Here is a 17,742-nt window from a genome sequence, read left to right as displayed (position 1 = left end):
ACAATGCAAATTAAAGAAGCTATCTACACGATGAAATATATGAAATACCTGGCATGCACAGGTTTATTGGGGATCTTGGCTTGTGCGTCACAGAAGGACTCCGCAGAAGGTTCGTATGTAAAAGCTGTTAATCCATTTATTGGAACAGATTTTACGGGTAACACCTATCCTGGAGCACAATCGCCCTTTGGTATGGTGCAATTGAGTCCGGATAATGGATTGCCCGGTTGGGATCGTATTTCGGGATATTTTTATCCCGATAGCACAATTTCAGGCTTTAGTCATACCCATTTAAGTGGGACGGGAGCTGGGGATCTATATGATATATCGTTTATGCCAGTTACATTGCCTTACCATGAGGCTGAGGCGCCTTTGGGTATTTATTCCAAGTTTTCACATCAAAATGAACAAGCACATGCGGGATACTATAAAGTAAAGCTGACAGATTACAATATTGATGTGGAGCTAACGGCAACCCCACGATGCGGTATCCAGCGTTACACATTTCCTGAAGCCCAGTCAGCTATTTTTTTGGATCTGAAAAAAGCGATGAATTGGGACGCTACCACGGATTCCTATATAGAGGTGGTCGATTCGGTCACTGTACGTGGCTACCGATTTTCTGAAGGCTGGGCCAGAGGGCAACGTGTCTATTTTGAAACCCGATTTTCAAAGCCTTTCCAAGCAGTTCATATAGACAGCTCGGCAATACAATCAAGTGCTGACAGCATAACAAAAATGACCAAACGTATTGGTACGGCTTTCAAGGCACGTTTTGATTTTAAAACATCTACTGGTGAACAAGTAACGCTCAGTACAGCCCTCTCAGGGGTAAGTATGGACGGTGCTTCCAGAAATCTGAAAGCCGAGGTGCCAACAGATGATTTTGATCACTATTTAAACCAAGCTGAAAATAGCTGGAACAATGAGCTTGGTAAGATTGCTATTCAGACCGCGGACAAAGAAACTAGAGTAAAGTTCTATACAGCATTGTACCATTCAATGCTGGCCCCTACCATATTTGGAGATGTAGATGGCGCTTATTTTGGCGCGGATAGAAAAGTACATAAGGCCGAAGGTTGGACCAATTACAGTACTTTTTCGCTTTGGGATACCTACCGTGCTTCACATCCTCTATTTACTTATCTTGATCCAAATCGGGTAAATGATATGGTGAAATCATTTATTGCGTTTTACGAACAGCATGGTCGCTTGCCGGTATGGAATATCTATGGCAGTGAAACCGATATGATGATTGGTAATCATGCAATCCCAGTTATTGTGGATGCTTATCTGAAAGGAATAGGTGATTTTGATGTCAATAAAGCACTGGAAGCTTGTGTGGCAACAGCAAACATAGATAGCTACAGAGGTATTGGGTTGTATAAAAAGCTGGGCTATGTACCTTATGATGTTTTGGATAAATACAATGCGGAGAACTGGTCTTTGTCACGCACACTTGAATATGCATTTGATGATCATTGTATTGCGGTTATGGCGGATAAAATGGGAAACAAGGCGGTGGCAAATACCTTTTTTGCAAGAGCAAAAAATTATAAAAATGTCTATAATCCTGCTACGTCATTTATGCAACCCCGGGACAGTCATGGAGCTTTTGTAACGCCATTTGATCCGGAAGAATACAGTGCACATATCTGTGAAAGCAATGCTTGGCAATACTTCTGGTCTGTTCAACACGATATCCCGGGATTGATCGATCTCGTCGGCGGAAATGAGCGTTTTGGGCAAAAATTGGATAGCATGTTTACCTTCCATCCATCAGATACCAGTAAACTGCCTATCTTCAGTACGGGCATGATCGGACAATATGCACATGGAAATGAACCAAGTCATCACGCCATATATTTGTTTAATGCAATTGGGCAACCATGGAAAACACAGCAATATGCTGCTGAAGTGATGGAAAAACTCTATCTAAATAATCCGTCAGGATTAAGTGGGAATGATGATTGCGGACAGATGTCTGCTTGGTATGTATTCAGTGCGCTGGGTTTTTATCCCGTAGATCCAGTGAGCGGAAGGTATGAAATCGGTACACCATTGTTTGAACATAGCGAATTTAAACTTGCGAATGGGAAAAAGTTTACTATTAAAGCAAATCATGTAAATAAAACCAATATTTACATCCAGTCGGTTACTTTGGATGGAAAACCTCTTGAAACAAGTTATATCACACATGAGCAGATCATGTCCGGAGCCACCCTTGTTTTCCAAATGGGAAGCAAGCCTGGTCCGGTGTGGTATAGAAAATAGCCGGAAGCAATATCATTGTTTTTGCCGTCAGAACCTCCAATAAGTTAACAGTTATTGGAGGTTTTTTTGCGAATAGCGATACTATTCAAGGTTTTTATAAAAGTAGGTTGTACTACAGGGGGTACCATTAGGAAAAAGTGCATAATTGGGAATGTTTCCCACGACCTTCCAGCCACATTTTAAGTACAAAGCATGAGCCGGGCTATCTGTTACAGTATCTAGTACCAGTAGTGATTTTCTCATTTTTTTTGCAATTAATTCAAGATGTTGCAATAGATTTTCCGCTATACCAAGACGTCGAAAAGCGGAATGCACCAACATTTTTGCCACGTCCGCCCGATGCGGCTGATTTTGGGGAAGGTCAATTTGTAATTGCACGGTCCCAACGATCTGGTCCGAAGAGCTGTCTTTTGCAACAAGTAGCACTGTTTTTTCTTGCTGGACCTTTGCCAGGACATTGTTCCAGAATTCACTCGCTTTTTCTTCGCTTATGTCCTGCATAAAGCCTACAGAGGCCCCTCCTTGGACAATATCCAATGTTAAAGCCACCAGGTCGGAAACGACGCTGTTATTTACTTCCTTTAGTTCTTCAATGTGGATACTTCTCTTTTCAGAAATATGCATAGTTATTTTATCATTTTTATTAACGTGAAATAATTGCTTTTTAATTGAGAAATAGGATGACTGCTTCATGATGCAGGGCGGCCATCTGATAAAATGTTTTTAGGTCTTCGAAGTATTGAAGCAGATATTCTAATGCATTTTCATCATCCCAGATATCTGGGTATATATCTTTTTCAAGCATGGTAGCCGAGTCAAAACGTTGCGTTAGTTCATCTATAGAAATTTCCTGTAACGCTAAATCTATCTGTTTAGTTTGTTCTATATCTGTATAGGTTGCTGGGCCATAGCCCATGTCCTGATTGCGATCGACGTCATTGGGACCAACTAATAGCCAGGATAACGGTGGAGCAGCCTGATCGTATGTGCCAATTGATTCTCCTGTCAATAAAAAGAAAATACCTTCCCAAGCTTTATCAATATCTATTAAATTGTCCAAATGTATAGCTTCTTTGCTATATACCATTTTTCTTAATGAACGACTATCAGTGAGAAAACTATTCAATGTTTCCAAATTGACACGAAGGAAATTTTGTACCATGCTCATGATCTTTCGATTTTGGTTGACCGCTTTTTGTTTTCTGGCTTACAGAAGGATGTAACACTGTTGGTTGTATTGAAAATACGATCTGCAGAAATATTAATTATTGCTCCGTGTAAATGCAAAATAAATAACATAAAACCACCCCAAGATACCATGGATCAGTGCCCAGAGAATAGATTTATTGCGGTCCCACGAAGTGACGACGGCAATGACAGAACCAAGTCCAATTCCTGATTGCGTAATTGTTTGGGTCGTTGAACGGCTAATTTCTTGTCCGAAAACCATGCTCGACATTCCGATGAACATGATCAATAAAGCTAATTGTTTCATCTGTATAAATTCTTTATAAGTGTTGGTCTCATCGGTATAAATGAGCTCGTTTCACTCGGTTTGAATAAATCATGATGGTTTCATCGTATTTTATTCAGTTCTTTTCGTTTTTTGATTCGTCATCGATTTTCTTGATTCGTCCAAAATTATCGGTCTTCTGATTTGGTCTATATTCTTTTTCTAAGTTCCGTAATTCTTCCTTAAGAAACAAGCTGTTGCGCTTGACTTGTTTTACAGTATTTGCTAATCGGGTAATTATTGGTGGTATCGTTTGGGTAAAATTGTACCCAAATGATAGCGAATCTTAAAAAACAGGTAACGAATATTAACTGCCTTACAGAGCTTGTTTTGAAAATGCGTTATTTGTTGAAAAATTGAGCTATGAGAATTATTATTTTGACATTAATCATCAGTACATTCGCATTGACATCCTGTGGTGGTAATTTGGACTTCGGATATAATGAGAAGATTGCCCGCCTTTTTTATAGTTGTAAAGAAAAGTTGGATGAAAGCTACAATAAATTGCTGGAAGGAGAATATGATGCGGATAGAACGGATGAATTATCCTACGAAATGAAGCTTAAAGAGGTACAGGCGCTGAGCAGCTATATCAAAGGAATAAAGAGTGAAGTTAATGCATTAAAGCCTAGTGAGGCTGCGAAGAGCTTCCATTTGACGACAATAGCTTACATGACGAGAATTACAGATGGTTATGGTACGTTGTTGGTCAAATATGTGGATGAGCAGAAAAAAGGTGCCAGACAGGCCTTGTTAAGAGATATTACTGATGAAAAAGCTAAAATAGAAGTCTTGGCAGATACTTGTTTGGAGAAACAGGTTGAGTTTTTAAATAAGGTGGGGATAAAAGTTGCTGATGCGCAATAAGATAATTAATGAAACATTATTTTTAGCCAATGAGAACGTGCTTAATAATTGATAAAGTTTATTTAATGCTGGTTTTATTTCTACTTGTTATCTCCTGTAAAAGTAAAGCCATAAAACAAGCTATCAGGCCTCCCGATCAACTGGAAACTGTACGACCGGATTGGCTAGCTCAAAAGTATGATCGAGTAATGAATATTGAAGATCGTCAGGTAGCACGATTAGAGGGCAATTATTTATTGGATTTGCCATTGCAGTTTAATGCAGATTCAATAGAAGTATTTTATTTGAGCGCAAAGATCCCAATAGAACTTTTTAAGAAATCATCTGCATTTTATCCTGAATTACAAAAATTTATTCTGATTGTTCCTGATTGGAAGTTTTACAATGAAGTCAGTAAAACGGCTTCAAAAAGTGGAAGGTGCGTGGAACCAGAAACGACAAATTTTTATTATTATATCAGACGGGAAGAGGACATTGTAAAAGTTGATAGCGTTCGGCTTGGGGGATTGGAAAATCCAGTGATTGATTTTGCTAAACCTACGGTGCCCGAAAACCTATTAACAGTATATTGGAAGGAAAGCTATGGTTCTGTCTGCTGCCCTCGTGATCCCATGTGGGATATCGCTGATCAGGATAGCTCTTTTATCCGAAGTTTTGAGGAAAGAAATAAATTCAGGGTAACTACAGGCCGATATATTCAAATGCAAGGAAAAGAAGGTGAAAATAGTATATATTATACATTGCCGGGATTGACAACAGCACAGCGATTGCAATTTTTGCTTGAGAAGCGTGCACAATGGAGATTAAATAGCGAAGCCAAGAAAATACCACTTTCAACCAACTTGTTTACACCTCAATTGCAGGAGATGATAACAACAGGTTTTAACAAGCTTGAAGAAATGCCGTAGCAGATAAGAAAATAATGTTGAGTCGAAGATTTCCGTTTTTAAAATGTACCTGTTCAAAGTATAGGGGTTATATAACAGTTGATAAATAAGCATAATTTTGAAATAGTATGAGAATAAACAATCCATATAAAATTGTAGGCATAGTGGCAACAATTGTACTTATAGGCAGCTCCTGTCGGGGACAGGAGGCAACCAAAGCTGCTAAAGGAGGTGTTGAAGACACTGTTTTACCTATCGGTCAATTAAAGGGAAAGTATAATGCGATAGAAGATATCTGGGAAAATCCAGATACTGCTTACGAACAATTTATACGATTTGATGGCGAAAGTCTAGCGACTTTCCATCGAACGGATGCCAATGGCGATTTAGGAACTGTTGGCATAGTTGATAAAACAGGAAAGGTTATTGTACAGCCTAACTATTTCAGTACTACGACAAAACCACATTTTGGCTTTTTTGAAGTACAAGATAGCAAACAACGTGTAGGGTTGATCAATGAGAAAGGCGTGGAGGTTGTTTCGCCTCAGTATGAGTCTATCTTTTTGGATGCCAGTCTTATGGCGATTGATAGTACAATTATCAAAGTTGCGAAAGATGGCAAACAAGGATTTATTGATTATAACGGTGCTATTGTGGTTCCTTTTAAATATCAGGTTTTGGATGTTGCGGGTAAAAATAGAATCATGTATATGGAATCACCACAGCATTGGGGATTGATGGATTACAATAGCAAAATAATGACCGATCCTGTTTTTACATTTAGCAATATTTTTGTCGACGGAAAAATGGTGTTGCAACAGGCCGATGGCGAAGAGTATACACTCTATGAAGACGGGAAAATCGTTAAGAAATAATTGTTGCCTGAAATAAGAAAGTGCTATTTCCAGAGTGGGAATAGCACTTTAATGAATAGACTGTCTTTATGATTGTGTACATTATAGACTAACGAGTGATTAGTTAATCCAGTAGCTGTATTTCAAATATTTTGTCCCAATTTTTTCCTGTAAGAAAAAAGGTATTTGATTTTTTATTGTACGCAATTCCGTTTAATACATCCAGATCAACATGTTGTGTCACGTTTTCCCGTAATTTGGAAAGATCGACTAAACCTTCGATAGCCCCTGTTTTCGGGTCGATGATACCCATAACATCTTCCATAAAGAAATTAGCATAAATCTTTCCTTTTACCCACTCCATTTCGTTTATCTGGTTAACGATTTTCTCATTTGTGGCAACACGGATATAATCAATTTTAGAAAAGTCATTGGGATTGAGTAGATAGATATTTTCTGAACCGTCAGACATATACAAATTTTTACCATCCGAGGTCAGTCCCCATCCTTCCATGTTTTTGAAATATGGCAGTGTTTTTATTGTCTTTAGTGTTGCTATATCATAGACATAGGCAAGATTGCTTTTGTACGTCAATTGATATAATTTCCCATTTAATATGGTTGCACCCTCACCAAATATTGAATCTGCTAATTCGATCTTTTTGATTGCTTGTCCTGTTGTAGGATTGACAATGCGGATACTTGACTTACCTTTATTTCCACTTAACCCAACGCCATTGCCTGTACTTTCCATCAAGTTGTCTCCAAAGAACTCCAGTCCTTGTGTGAAAGCTTTGATATCATGTGGGTAGGAATTAACTATTCGGTACTTTAAAATTCGAGGTGGGTCTGATGGCAGATAGTCTATGTTGACTGTATTTTCTTCGGATTTTCCAGCATCAAATACAACCGCTTTAATGATTTGCTTGCCAAATTTCTCTCCTGATAATCTATATGTTACTTTATTGTTTTCTGTGACTTTAGCAATCGGGTTATCATTGATATAATAAAGGATGGAATCAATTTTTAAATTAGAAGTATTCGTAATCTGAAACGATAATTCTTCATTTGTTGTATAATCTTGTTTAATCCCCTCGAAGCTAAAGCTTGGGGTATTTTTTGGTAAGTTATCTGGAGACGGTGATGTGGATTTTTTACCGTTTTCTCCGCACCCTATAAAAAGAGATGCTACTGTTAGCAAATATAGTAAAGAGCTTGTTTTCATTTTTGTAAAGCTTGAAGAGCGTGGGATTTGTTTATACTTAAAGAAAGATAAATATAATTTCAAAAGAAACCTAAATCATTGCTGAAAAAGATTCATTGCGAAAACAATGAAAGGTGTTTTGCACTAAAGTAGTCCTGAAGACCTTGTTGCGGGCATAGCTATACAGAATATGTGAGAGGATAGAATCTGGAGCAGCAGAATTTTGGTAATTAGGTTTGAGCGACACGAAATAATTTCGTGGGCTCAAACCTTTATTGTTGTTTCTATTGTTTTTTATCCCACCATACTTTGGACAAAAAGGAATCTCCGTTCTGCATTCTGGAAACAGCGTCTTTGAGATTTGTTTGATTTAATTCAGCCTCCTCACTGGAGTAAATAGCTCGACGCGGTATCTGTCTATTGGTGGATCCCGGATTTGGACCAGGTGTCAATTTTGGATAACCTGTACGTCGCCATTCGGCAAATGCTTCCATATCTCTGCCAAATAAACTTATCCATTTTTGAGTAGCGATTTTCTCCATCTTTTGTTCGTCTGTCAATCCATTTAAGTTAATGACATTTTGCTCATAGGATGAGGGAATGGAAGTTAAATTGTATGGTGGAAGGGCAAAGGCTGCTTTGACGCCATCTGTAAAAAATGATTGTGCATTTGTACTTGTCGCGCCCCAACCTAATAATGCAGCCTCGGCTTTGTAAAAACAAATGTCTGAGTAGGTCATTGCATAACTTGGTATTGGAGCAAAATTCAAGCTAAACCATGTTGACTTGTTGGCCGTAGAGTAATTTGCTCTGATCAGTTGAGAAAGTTCATTATCGGTTAGTGCTACTCCAATTCCTTGATAAGTAGTAACACCGCCTATAGTAACGGGTTCTGCAAGTAGACCTAAACGGGGATCATTATACTCCTTCAATTTGTTTACCAATGTGTTGGCTAAGTACCGTAAGTCGGCGCTCCCAGTAGTCATCTGCCGTAATATAGGATTTTGATTCTCGGCTTGTGCGTTATTGAATGTAGGAACAGCAGCATTATCGCTGTTACTTGAGATTAACCCAAGTGGAGAAGTCATTGCTTCAGTAACGGTTTTTTGCGCTAATGAGAGGTTGGCATAACGCATTCTCATGCCCAATTTCAGTTTTAAGGAGTTTCCGAATTTTTTCCATTTATCAATATTACCGCCATAGAAAAAATCAGAGGAGCCATAAGATTGATCGCCAACGGTGAGACGTGCCAAAGCGGCGTCAACCTTTATGACCAGTGCGGGATAGATATCCTCTTGTTTGTCAAACTTAGGAGTTCGATTAATCTCTCTGCTATCTTTTGTAATTTCCGAATAGGGGATGTCTCCAAATAGATCAGTCAATCGTTGGTATAGATAAACTTCATAAAGTTCGGTTATGGCCAGTTTACTTCTACCTTCGGGACTTTCTTCTTTGCCACTGAGCTCTTTTTTTATCTGAATGATGTTTCTGAGCAAGGTAAAATGCTGCGACCATATCAGGTTTTCTGGTCCTTCAAAATAACGCGATACTGGTACTACAGGCCCACCCGCCCAATGCTGGATCCAAGAGCCAAACTTATTGTTTGGAAGTTCTCCCGACTCCTGAAACGTACCATCACGAAGGATTCTAGCCATAAGCAATGCGGGATCTATTGTTGTCACTGATGTTGGTGGCATATTTATTTTTTCAAAGTCTTTCGTGCAGGCACCAAATGTTGCTACGGAGACAAGAGCGATAACAAATCTGTTTTTTATCATTTTCGTTTTCATAATTCAGTGTTTTAAAGACCAACAGTAAGGTTAATGCCAAAGGTTCTCATCATAGGTAAGGAAGTAGATTCGATACCTATGGAGCTATTGTTTACATTGAAAGCAGAAGCTTCTGGAGAAAAACCATCTGTTTTTCGTTGGAAATAGAATAAGTTTCTACCATATAGGCCCAGTTTCAATGAATTGATCAAGCGATGTGGCATCAGATTTTTCGGGAATGAATAAGAGAGACTGATTTCGCGCATTGCAATATAACTCATATCATTAATCATTTCCTCAGATACCATGACTTCTTTGTCACTAGCTACCATATTCCAATAATCCTGAGCATTCACCTGTTTACTGTTTTTTGTTCCGGTGCTTATCCAATTGCCTGCGCCATCTTGTTGTGCAACCATTCCATCAGCGACATAGGTACCCTCACGTCCTTCTAACGTTTTTTTGCTCGTACCATAAATTATTTGTTCTCGATTGGACTGTGAGAAGATCACCCCCCCTTGACGAATATCAACAAGTGCGTATAAGTTGAAGCCTTTGTATTTTAATGTGTTGCCGAAACCGCCTATCCAATTTGGCTGCGCATTTCCAAGATCTGTTTCCACTCTTCCTGCAGTACGTAAAGGGAGCCCAGTCGTTGGATCAATTAATCGGTTTCCATTTTCATCCTTAATCCATGCAAATTGGGTCCCAATAAGCTGACCAAATGGCTTTCCTACTTCGGCGACAACGTTGATTCCTCTATCTGTTGCTAAAAGGAAACTTTCTACACCAGGGTAAAGCGATTCAACCTTGTTGCGGTTTCTATTAAAGTTAAACGTTGTATTCCATTCAAATCCTGATTCGGTTTTGAAGGGAGTGGCCCCCAGTACAAATTCGATCCCTCTGTTACTGATTTCTCCGGCATTGATGCGATTTTTTACGTAAAGACTTGATGGTGCTATCGGTACATCTAGAATCTGATTTTTTGTTTTTGCCTGATAGTAAGTAAAGGATAGCGAAAGTCTATTTTTTAAAAACCTGAGATCTGCACCAGCCTCGATAGACGTGGTCAATTCATTCTTTAAGTCGGGATCAGGGATAATTTCGGTATATGAAGCCATCGGTACACCACCGTGTGTATATTGATTCAGACTATACGCGCCCGTTAATTGGTAGGGGTTTCCGGAGCTACCTGCCTGTGCCCAAGAAGCTCGGATCTTGGCGAAAGACAGCGCATCTGACTGCCATTGGAATGCATCAGATAGCACAAAACTGGAACTTATCGAAGGGTAGAAAAATGAATTGTTATTTTTGGATAATGTAGAAGACCAGTCATTGCGCGCCGAAAAGTCGACAAACCAATAATCTTTATAGCTAAATTGGCCTGAGAGGTATACCGAATTGATTTTTGACTCGATAAGATCGAATATATAGGTATTCGTAGTGGTATTATTGATGACAAAAAGATTAGGTACGATAAACTGATTACCAGCGTTTCCTGTCATGCGCAGATATCGACTTTGATGACTTGCCCCCATATTAGCGCTGAGCTTAATGTTATCCGATAAAGTGAAATTAGAGCTGGCAAGGATATCAAAATTATCTTCGCGGGATCGGATAACTTCTTCTCTGATATCGCCTTTTCTGTTTAAGCTCTGATAGGTATTGATCGGTCTATATCGGAATCGCTGATCGGTATAGAAATCGGTTCCTCCTGTTGCTGCTACTTTGAGCCAGGGAGCGAAGTCATAGCTTAGGCGGAGTAATCCAATGATGCGATCGCGGCGATCTTCGTTGTGATTTTCATGGATTGTCCAGAAAGGATTAGCCGTGGAACTATTCGTTGCGTAAGTTTTTTCCAAACCCTCCGTTAAACCGGAAAAACCAAGCTGCCTGCTTATCTCCTGTGCAGTCCACTTATATTGGGACATGATATCATTCCCAAGGCTTCGTGGTTGACTGATAAATAAATAGGCTGGATTATCGGCTGCATCAGCCAATGTTGGTCTATTGTTTCCTTTCTGAGCGATGTAATTTGCTTTTACATCAATATGAAGTTTGTCCGTAATTTTTGCCTGTGTGCGTAAACCAAAATTATTCCTTTTTAAAGTATTGGTCGGGATATATCCCTTCACATCTGTGTTGGCAAAAGAAAAACGGTAATTTATTTTTTCATTACCGCCGTCTACGCTTAAGTTATTGACAAATTGCTTTTCGGTTTGGAAAAATGAGGCATAGGTATCAGGTTTAGGCGTTAGCTGTAGCACATTTCCATAGGCATCTTCATAAGTTTGCCCCTCCATTTTGGCTCCCCAGCTGGCACGTGTTGTACGGTCCCGGCCTGCACTCATTTTTGGGATACCACTGTAACCGTTTTTTATGGCATCACTCATGGAAACGATGGTTCCGTCGTCTTTTCGGAAGTGCGTAAATGTGCCGTTAAGTCCTTGACCATATTCATTTTGAAAATCAGGGAGTACCAGACCGTTTCCAAAGGAATAGTCGGTACCATAGCTGAAACGTGTTTTGCCGGCTTTTCCTGATTTTGTTGTAATCAGGATGACACCGTTACTTCCTCTTTGACCATATAGCGCTGCGGCATTGGGCCCTTTTAGGACGGACATGGTCTCTATATCTTCGGGGTTAATATTTCCAATACCGTCGCCATAATCTGTACCACCGGATTGGTTTGGTGCTGAAATGTTTTGATTATCAATCGGTACACCATCGACTACGTAAAGCGGTTGACTATTGCCAACAAGTGAGTTGTTGCCACGAATAACGACTTTTGAAGATCCTCCAGCACCGGAAGCGGCACGGCTTACTTGCACACCGGCGACCTTTCCCGAAAGTGCATTGGCGACATTTGTTTCTTTACCCTGTGTCAATTCATCTCCTTTTAGCTCCGCAACCGTATAGCCCAGGGCCTTTTTCTCCTTTTTAATACCTAGTGCAGTGACAACTACTTCTTGTAGATTTTCCGATACCGATTCCAGACTAACATTGATGGCTAGCTTATCTCTTTCAGAGATGTTGTAATCTGTTAGTTCCTTGGTTTTAAATCCGATGGAGGAAATGGTGATTTGGTATCCTTGACCAGCTGGGATCTGATCAAAAGAAAAGGTTCCATCTGCAGCGCTGGTCGTAGCCCTTTTGAATTTGTTAGTCACATTTTGGATAGTGACCGTTGCGGAGTATATGGGCTTACCCGCTTCGTCGCGGATGACGCCGTTGATCGCTGCCTGCTGTTGTGCATGAACGATTTGATAACTGGTTGCCAAAAGGCCCATTAGTCCAAGACGTAAACCCCAGTTTACATCAGCACGGATATTGGTTCTTAGCATAAACATGGTTAGTAGGCCATGTTTGGAAGGTAAATAATTGTGCATAATTTATGGATTAAATAAGTAAATTATATTTTATTCTGTATGGTTATAATAATGTGGTGGAGTTCTTGTATATCTGATAGTATTTTTCGGAACACGGACGGATCATCTTCATAGGTGCCACTGTAATATTTGTCTTTGATAGCTTCGGAATCAAATTCAAGCTTGATATTATAGTTTTGACTTATAATATGTAGTAGATCTTTAAGGGCTAGATTTTTGAATATTAGTGTATTTTGTTTTTCGGAATAAAAACCTCTTCTGTTGAATTTGGAAGAATTCATCCGTTCTTCGGCAATAATTTGAAGTTGTCCATGATCGATGGTTATTTCTTCATTTGGTATAAATTCAAGGAGCAGAGGAGGGGAACCTGTTTTATTTTTTAGACTCTTTAATTGGATACGCCCTTCAAATAATCTGACTTTTGTTTGTGAAGATTTTAGCTCATCGACGCTGAATATTGTACCTAATGCGGTTGTTGTTAACCCAGCAGTATGTACATTAAACGGCCTTGACTTGTCTTTGGCAACAACAAACTTTGCCTTTCCTTTTAAATGAATATCACGGGTAGACAGCGAAGAAAAGTTATCTGCAAATTTAACTTCCGAATTAGGATAAAGTTCAATTTTTGATCCGTCAGGAACATCTATCTGCATCGGCGAATTGCCAGAATTAATATAATAGAAGTTGCTTGGGGACTCCAATTTCGGAGTTTGTTTTTTTTGGACAGAAGTAATCGTAGGCATATTTGTTGTTGTCTTCCAATATTGAAAAGATTCCCAGCCTAGTGTTCCGACAAGTAAAAGTATCGCAGCATACTTCAGTAGGGTATAGATCCATTGTTTTGTATCCCTGATCGTAATTTTTTTGATCAGGGATTGTTTGATTGAGTCATGCTGTTCAAAAGCTATATGTTCTTCTATATTATGCCATTCGCTTACTGGAAGCCAATCATCCAAATTTAGTTGGTTATTATCCAGTGCAGTTTGAACCGCTTTAACTTCTTCGGTATTTGCTTCTCCGCGGAGATATTTTTCGACGAGTTCTTTCGTAATCTTCATACATATTGATTACGATTGAAAATAGGGTATCCCCCAAAAGAAAATTAAAAAAGATTTAGCATCAGTATGGAGAGCAATAATGCTTTTCTGATCGCTTTTAGTGCAAGAGCAATTTGGTTTTCTACCGTCTTGGATGAAATGGAGAGTTTATCTGCGATTTGCTTATGGGATAGATTGGAATAGCGGCTCAACATAAAGATCTGTTTTCGCTTTTCGGGCAATTGATTGATTATATGTTGTAATGTGGTTTCAAGCTGTTTGGCATAGTAATCATCTTGTGGGGAATAGCGCTGAATGAGCTCATTTTCTGCCTGAAGAAGTTTCTTTCTGTTATATTCTTCTTTGATCAGATCCAAAATTGTTGTTCTTGCAATACAAAAGATCTGGGATTCTACAGTAGCGTCAATATTTTTTTCATTTAAGTTTTTCCAAAGCTTAATAAAAACACGCTGTACAGTCTCTTCGGCTAAATAAGAGGATCTGGTTTTATTGAACGCATATTGGTATACTTTGGGACTCCATTGATCATAGTATCCTTCAAATGTTTGGATATTTAGCGAATAATTGATTCCCATAGTGTAGACTTGGAATCTCTAATATAGCTAAACTAAATCATTTAATATAAATTTGGACAGCGTTTTTCTAATGGCCAAAACGTTAGTGTGATGAGACTTGTTTCTAAAGAAATCTGCAGTGTAACATTTTTATATTTCTCACCATGTTAAAATATTATTTGGAGGTTGAACTATTGCTCTAGTTTCAATTGTTATAACGTTATGAAGGCTCTATATTTTTCAGGCACAAGCGGAATTCTGTTGCCCTACAGGAACAAAAGCTATTACCCTAGAGATTTCAAGGATAGGAGCAGGCTCGCTGTATATAGTCTGTTGTTCAATTCTTTGGAGGTAAACAGCACGTTTTACAAGATCCCCCGCAGGGAAACTATTGGACGATGGTCTCAGGAAACGAGTGATAACTTTCGTTTTACTTTTAAGCTTTGGAAGGGAATTACGCATCAAAAGGATTTAATGTTTGACCATAGTGATGTTGTTAAATTTTTGGATGTCATTAGTGCTGTGGATAAAAAGAAGGGATGTTTGTTGATACAATTACCCCCATCAACCAAATTTTCCTCGCTGACCAATTTAGATAAGCTTTTAAGATGTATTGCAACTGATAAACGGAGTTTGGATTGGCAAGTATGCATTGAGTTTCGTCATCAGTCCTGGTATCGCATGGAAACAATGGCACTGTTAAATTCTTATGGTATGAATTTGGTATTACACGATAAAGATGGCAGCGGAATAAACAGACAATATATCGGTAATGATATGATTTATATACGTTTTCATGGACCAAAAGGTGATTATAAGGGAAGTTATGAAGATGCCGTATTATATGTATATAGTGGTTATATCAAAGGATGGTTGGCTGAAGGAAGAGAAGTCTATGTTTATTTTAACAATACCATCGGCGCTGCTATTGCCAATCTCAGAACATTAGAAGAATATATTAAAAGATTATAATATATGGATTGTTCAAAAGATACTCCCACGAATATATTCTTTCCCCATATAACCATCCCAATTTTCATGGTCACGCATTATGTGGTGATAGACTGTGGCTAGAGCCTGCATCTTAGTGAATAAAGGAATGCCTTTTCGGATACAGTCATAGTCTGTATAAATTCCATTGCAATCATTCCATTGAAGCCATTGGAGCAACTCTTGTCGTTTCATAAGTGAGAGCCGATCAAAAAGTGTTTTATCTTTTAAATCAAGCAGCTGATAGCGCCAATCCTTCCGTTGCGACTCCATTGCGATGATTTTTGGTAATTGATAACCGATAATCTGTTTGATGAAAGATTCCATAATTTGAGCAATTAATTGTTAAACATAAGTTGTATTGGACCATTGGAAATGCTATTAAACTGCTTTTTTGTATGATTGCGCAAGATCTCTCTATAGGTATATTCTACAGCCTTTGATTTGCAAAGAGGTTTTACACCGTTATCCATACATTTACGGTCAGTGTAGTTGCCTTTTGGGTTATGCCATTGTAACCAATCAACGAGTACCTCCCGATCCATCACTTCAAGTCGTTGAAGTAAACCATTTACTTCACTTTCTTTAAGTTGCTCACGCCAATCGGACCACATCGATCGTGATGTGAATTCTCTGTTTGCTCTGAATTTATTTTCCATCGTGTTTTTATACCTTTTTTGTCGGACTTTATTTAGAATATCAACTTTATTTAAATTACCAGCTTGCTTATAATCGAGTTTCCAAGTTTACTTTTCATAAATAACGCAATCTGTTGGAGTAGTTCAGGGCTAACTTCGGGGACTCTTTCCAAGTCCCGAATAAACCATTTTTGAATCACAGGATAATGCTTAAGAACGGGATCAAATTTTACGACTTCAGCCCTAGATGATTTACCTTCAGGATCGTAATATGACCAAAGTACAATAAAGATTGTATGGGGATCCTCATCCGGATAGGGGGTGTGGAAGCGAACAATATCGCCAACATGTAATTCCTTATTGTCAAATTCTTTTGCCTGTTCCATAAAGACCTTGTCTAAAATTGATATTCAAATATACTAAAAATATTAGTTTTGTAAAATTTTATTTATTTTTTTTGCTAAATATATTGATGGTCGAAACCAGGACGCTTTGGCTTCTTTTCTATCGATGAAAAATGAACGATAAAAGGGATTTTGCTTATCGGTTTGGTGGGTAATTTCTTTTTTTGAGCTAAACGCAGTTTTTACAACTGCTTATTCTTCGTAGAACGTAGACATACCCCAGCATAAGTGGATGGAAAGTAATGTGAGGCTGGAATAATTGTTATTATTCAACAATAATATACAAGGGGTCTTTTGAGGAGCACTTAAACGGAAGAAATAATGGTATCAGTTTTTCAGAAATGAAACAAGGGGTGTGAAAAATCGGTCGAAAGCTTCAATATGGGGCAGGTGTCCAACGTTGTCGAGTTCGACGAGTTTTGATCCTTTGATTTTTTGTCGTGTTTCCTTTCCTAAATATTGATACAGTCCCATTTTTGCGGCTACTTTAGGATCCTTTACGTTGGCTTTACCGATCGCAGTTCTATCTCGCGTACCGATGATGAGCAGAGTAGGTGTTTTTATATGCTGAAATTCATAAACAACAGGTTGGGTAAAGATCATGTCTGATGTTTTGGCATTTACCATGGCAACGATGGAATAATCCTTAGCTTTTGTCCAGCCTGTAAGTAGGTACACCCATTCATCATATTCCGGCTTCCATTTGTTGTCGTAATAGAATGCGCTTTGGTACTTTTTTGCAGATTCATATCCAGCTTTTAATTCCGTTTGAAAATTTTGGTCGATGGAAGTGTAAGGAGCGACAAGTTTCCAGTCTTCCAGCCCAATGGGATTTTCTAAAACAAGTTTTTCCACAGTTTCGGGATACATTAATGTAAACCTCGTGGCAAGCATTCCGCCCATGGAGTGACCAAGTAAGGCGACCTTGTCAAGCCCCAGCTTGTCTAATAGCAATTTTGTGTTTTGCGCTAGCTGCTGAAAAGTAAACTGATAAGCTGTGGGTTTTGAAGATTTACCAAATCCAATCTGATCAGGTATTATAACGCGATACCCAGTCGAATTTAGCGCCTGAATGGTTGTTTTCCAGTATGCTCCGTTGAAATTTTTGCCGTGGAGTAGCAACACGGTATGACCATTAGGTTGTTGCGAGCTGACATCCATATAGGCCATTTTTATTTCTTCACCCTGACTCTTTAAATTTAAGTAATGTACTTCATAAGGGTATTGATAATTATTGAGCATAATATCCAGTACAGGGCGATCTGTCTGCGCATTTGATAACGAATAGACGAGACTGAGCAGTACAAGAGCGAGCTGTTTTATCAATGATTTCATTTATGT

The 17,742-nt window shown here is 38.7% G+C and carries 17 protein-coding genes; 5 read left to right on the top strand and 12 right to left on the bottom strand.

Annotated elements, in window-relative coordinates:
* The first annotated feature begins 3 nt into the window (after nucleotides 1-3).
* Nucleotides 4-2,274 (top strand): GH92 family glycosyl hydrolase, encoded by a 2,271-nt coding sequence (locus ABTV71_RS19770; protein WP_433900797.1) that lies wholly within the window; start codon nucleotides 4-6, stop codon nucleotides 2,272-2,274.
* Between the two features lie 81 nt (nucleotides 2,275-2,355).
* Here ABTV71_RS19770 and ABTV71_RS19765 read toward each other — a convergent pair whose 3' ends face one another.
* From ABTV71_RS19765 to ABTV71_RS19755, 3 genes are all read right to left on the bottom strand, one after another.
* The gene (locus ABTV71_RS19765) at nucleotides 2,356-2,898 is read right to left on the bottom strand and encodes a GNAT family N-acetyltransferase (RefSeq protein ID WP_433900796.1); all 543 of its coding nucleotides are present in this window, start codon (nucleotides 2,896-2,898) and stop codon (nucleotides 2,356-2,358) included.
* Nucleotides 2,899-2,938: 40 nt separating this feature from the next.
* Nucleotides 2,939-3,442, bottom strand: coding sequence for a YfbM family protein (locus ABTV71_RS19760; RefSeq protein ID WP_121123884.1), 504 nt, complete (start codon nucleotides 3,440-3,442; stop codon nucleotides 2,939-2,941).
* 93 nt (nucleotides 3,443-3,535) lie between these two features.
* Entirely contained in the window at nucleotides 3,536-3,769 is a 234-nt protein-coding gene (locus tag ABTV71_RS19755; RefSeq protein ID WP_223582379.1) for a hypothetical protein, read from the bottom strand.
* 381 nt (nucleotides 3,770-4,150) lie between these two features.
* Between ABTV71_RS19755 and ABTV71_RS19750 the strand changes: the two genes are divergently transcribed.
* The 3 genes from ABTV71_RS19750 to ABTV71_RS19740 all read left to right on the top strand — a co-directional run bounded on the left by ABTV71_RS19750 (nucleotide 4,151) and on the right by ABTV71_RS19740 (nucleotide 6,416).
* Nucleotides 4,151-4,654 (top strand): hypothetical protein, encoded by a 504-nt coding sequence (locus tag ABTV71_RS19750; protein WP_433900795.1) that lies wholly within the window; start codon nucleotides 4,151-4,153, stop codon nucleotides 4,652-4,654.
* A gap of 65 nt (nucleotides 4,655-4,719) precedes the next feature.
* Entirely contained in the window at nucleotides 4,720-5,562 is an 843-nt protein-coding gene (locus tag ABTV71_RS19745; protein ID WP_433900794.1) for a hypothetical protein, read from the top strand.
* A 107-nt stretch (nucleotides 5,563-5,669) separates the two neighbouring features.
* On the top strand, nucleotides 5,670-6,416 hold the full coding sequence (locus tag ABTV71_RS19740; RefSeq protein WP_433900793.1) for a WG repeat-containing protein: 747 nt from the start codon (nucleotides 5,670-5,672) through the stop codon (nucleotides 6,414-6,416).
* 103 nt (nucleotides 6,417-6,519) lie between these two features.
* On the opposite strand, the gene ABTV71_RS19735 is transcribed toward ABTV71_RS19740, so the two are convergent.
* The 5 genes from ABTV71_RS19735 to ABTV71_RS19715 form a co-directional block, all read right to left on the bottom strand.
* On the bottom strand, nucleotides 6,520-7,620 hold the full coding sequence (locus ABTV71_RS19735) for a glutaminyl-peptide cyclotransferase (RefSeq protein WP_433900792.1): 1,101 nt from the start codon (nucleotides 7,618-7,620) through the stop codon (nucleotides 6,520-6,522).
* A 263-nt stretch (nucleotides 7,621-7,883) separates the two neighbouring features.
* Entirely contained in the window at nucleotides 7,884-9,389 is a 1,506-nt protein-coding gene (locus tag ABTV71_RS19730; protein WP_433900791.1) for a SusD/RagB family nutrient-binding outer membrane lipoprotein, read from the bottom strand.
* Between the two features lie 11 nt (nucleotides 9,390-9,400).
* The gene (locus ABTV71_RS19725; RefSeq protein ID WP_433900790.1) at nucleotides 9,401-12,757 is read right to left on the bottom strand and encodes a SusC/RagA family TonB-linked outer membrane protein; all 3,357 of its coding nucleotides are present in this window, start codon (nucleotides 12,755-12,757) and stop codon (nucleotides 9,401-9,403) included.
* Nucleotides 12,758-12,780: 23 nt separating this feature from the next.
* On the bottom strand, nucleotides 12,781-13,815 hold the full coding sequence (locus tag ABTV71_RS19720; protein WP_433900789.1) for a FecR family protein: 1,035 nt from the start codon (nucleotides 13,813-13,815) through the stop codon (nucleotides 12,781-12,783).
* A gap of 44 nt (nucleotides 13,816-13,859) precedes the next feature.
* The gene (locus ABTV71_RS19715) at nucleotides 13,860-14,390 is read right to left on the bottom strand and encodes a sigma-70 family RNA polymerase sigma factor (RefSeq protein ID WP_433900788.1); all 531 of its coding nucleotides are present in this window, start codon (nucleotides 14,388-14,390) and stop codon (nucleotides 13,860-13,862) included.
* 201 nt (nucleotides 14,391-14,591) lie between these two features.
* Between ABTV71_RS19715 and ABTV71_RS19710 the strand changes: the two genes are divergently transcribed.
* Complete coding sequence (locus tag ABTV71_RS19710) at nucleotides 14,592-15,341, top strand: DUF72 domain-containing protein (RefSeq protein WP_433900787.1); 750 nt, start codon at nucleotides 14,592-14,594, stop codon at nucleotides 15,339-15,341.
* Nucleotides 15,342-15,353: 12 nt separating this feature from the next.
* Here the strand turns inward: ABTV71_RS19710 and ABTV71_RS19705 are convergent, their stop codons facing one another.
* From ABTV71_RS19705 to ABTV71_RS19690, 4 genes are all read right to left on the bottom strand, one after another.
* On the bottom strand, nucleotides 15,354-15,686 hold the full coding sequence (locus ABTV71_RS19705; RefSeq protein ID WP_121123864.1) for a hypothetical protein: 333 nt from the start codon (nucleotides 15,684-15,686) through the stop codon (nucleotides 15,354-15,356).
* Nucleotides 15,687-15,697: 11 nt separating this feature from the next.
* The gene (locus ABTV71_RS19700) at nucleotides 15,698-16,018 is read right to left on the bottom strand and encodes a hypothetical protein (RefSeq protein WP_433900786.1); all 321 of its coding nucleotides are present in this window, start codon (nucleotides 16,016-16,018) and stop codon (nucleotides 15,698-15,700) included.
* Between the two features lie 50 nt (nucleotides 16,019-16,068).
* On the bottom strand, nucleotides 16,069-16,383 hold the full coding sequence (locus ABTV71_RS19695) for a hypothetical protein (protein WP_121123860.1): 315 nt from the start codon (nucleotides 16,381-16,383) through the stop codon (nucleotides 16,069-16,071).
* A gap of 345 nt (nucleotides 16,384-16,728) precedes the next feature.
* A complete protein-coding gene (locus ABTV71_RS19690) occupies nucleotides 16,729-17,736 on the bottom strand; it encodes an alpha/beta fold hydrolase (protein WP_433900785.1) in 1,008 nt (335 codons plus the stop codon).
* Between the last annotated feature and the right edge of the window lie 6 nt (nucleotides 17,737-17,742).

The organism is Sphingobacterium puteale, from assembly GCF_050986225.1.
In the GTDB taxonomy this organism is placed as follows: Bacteria; Bacteroidota; Bacteroidia; order Sphingobacteriales; family Sphingobacteriaceae; genus Sphingobacterium; species Sphingobacterium puteale.
This window is presented reverse-complemented; position numbering and strand designations above follow the sequence as displayed.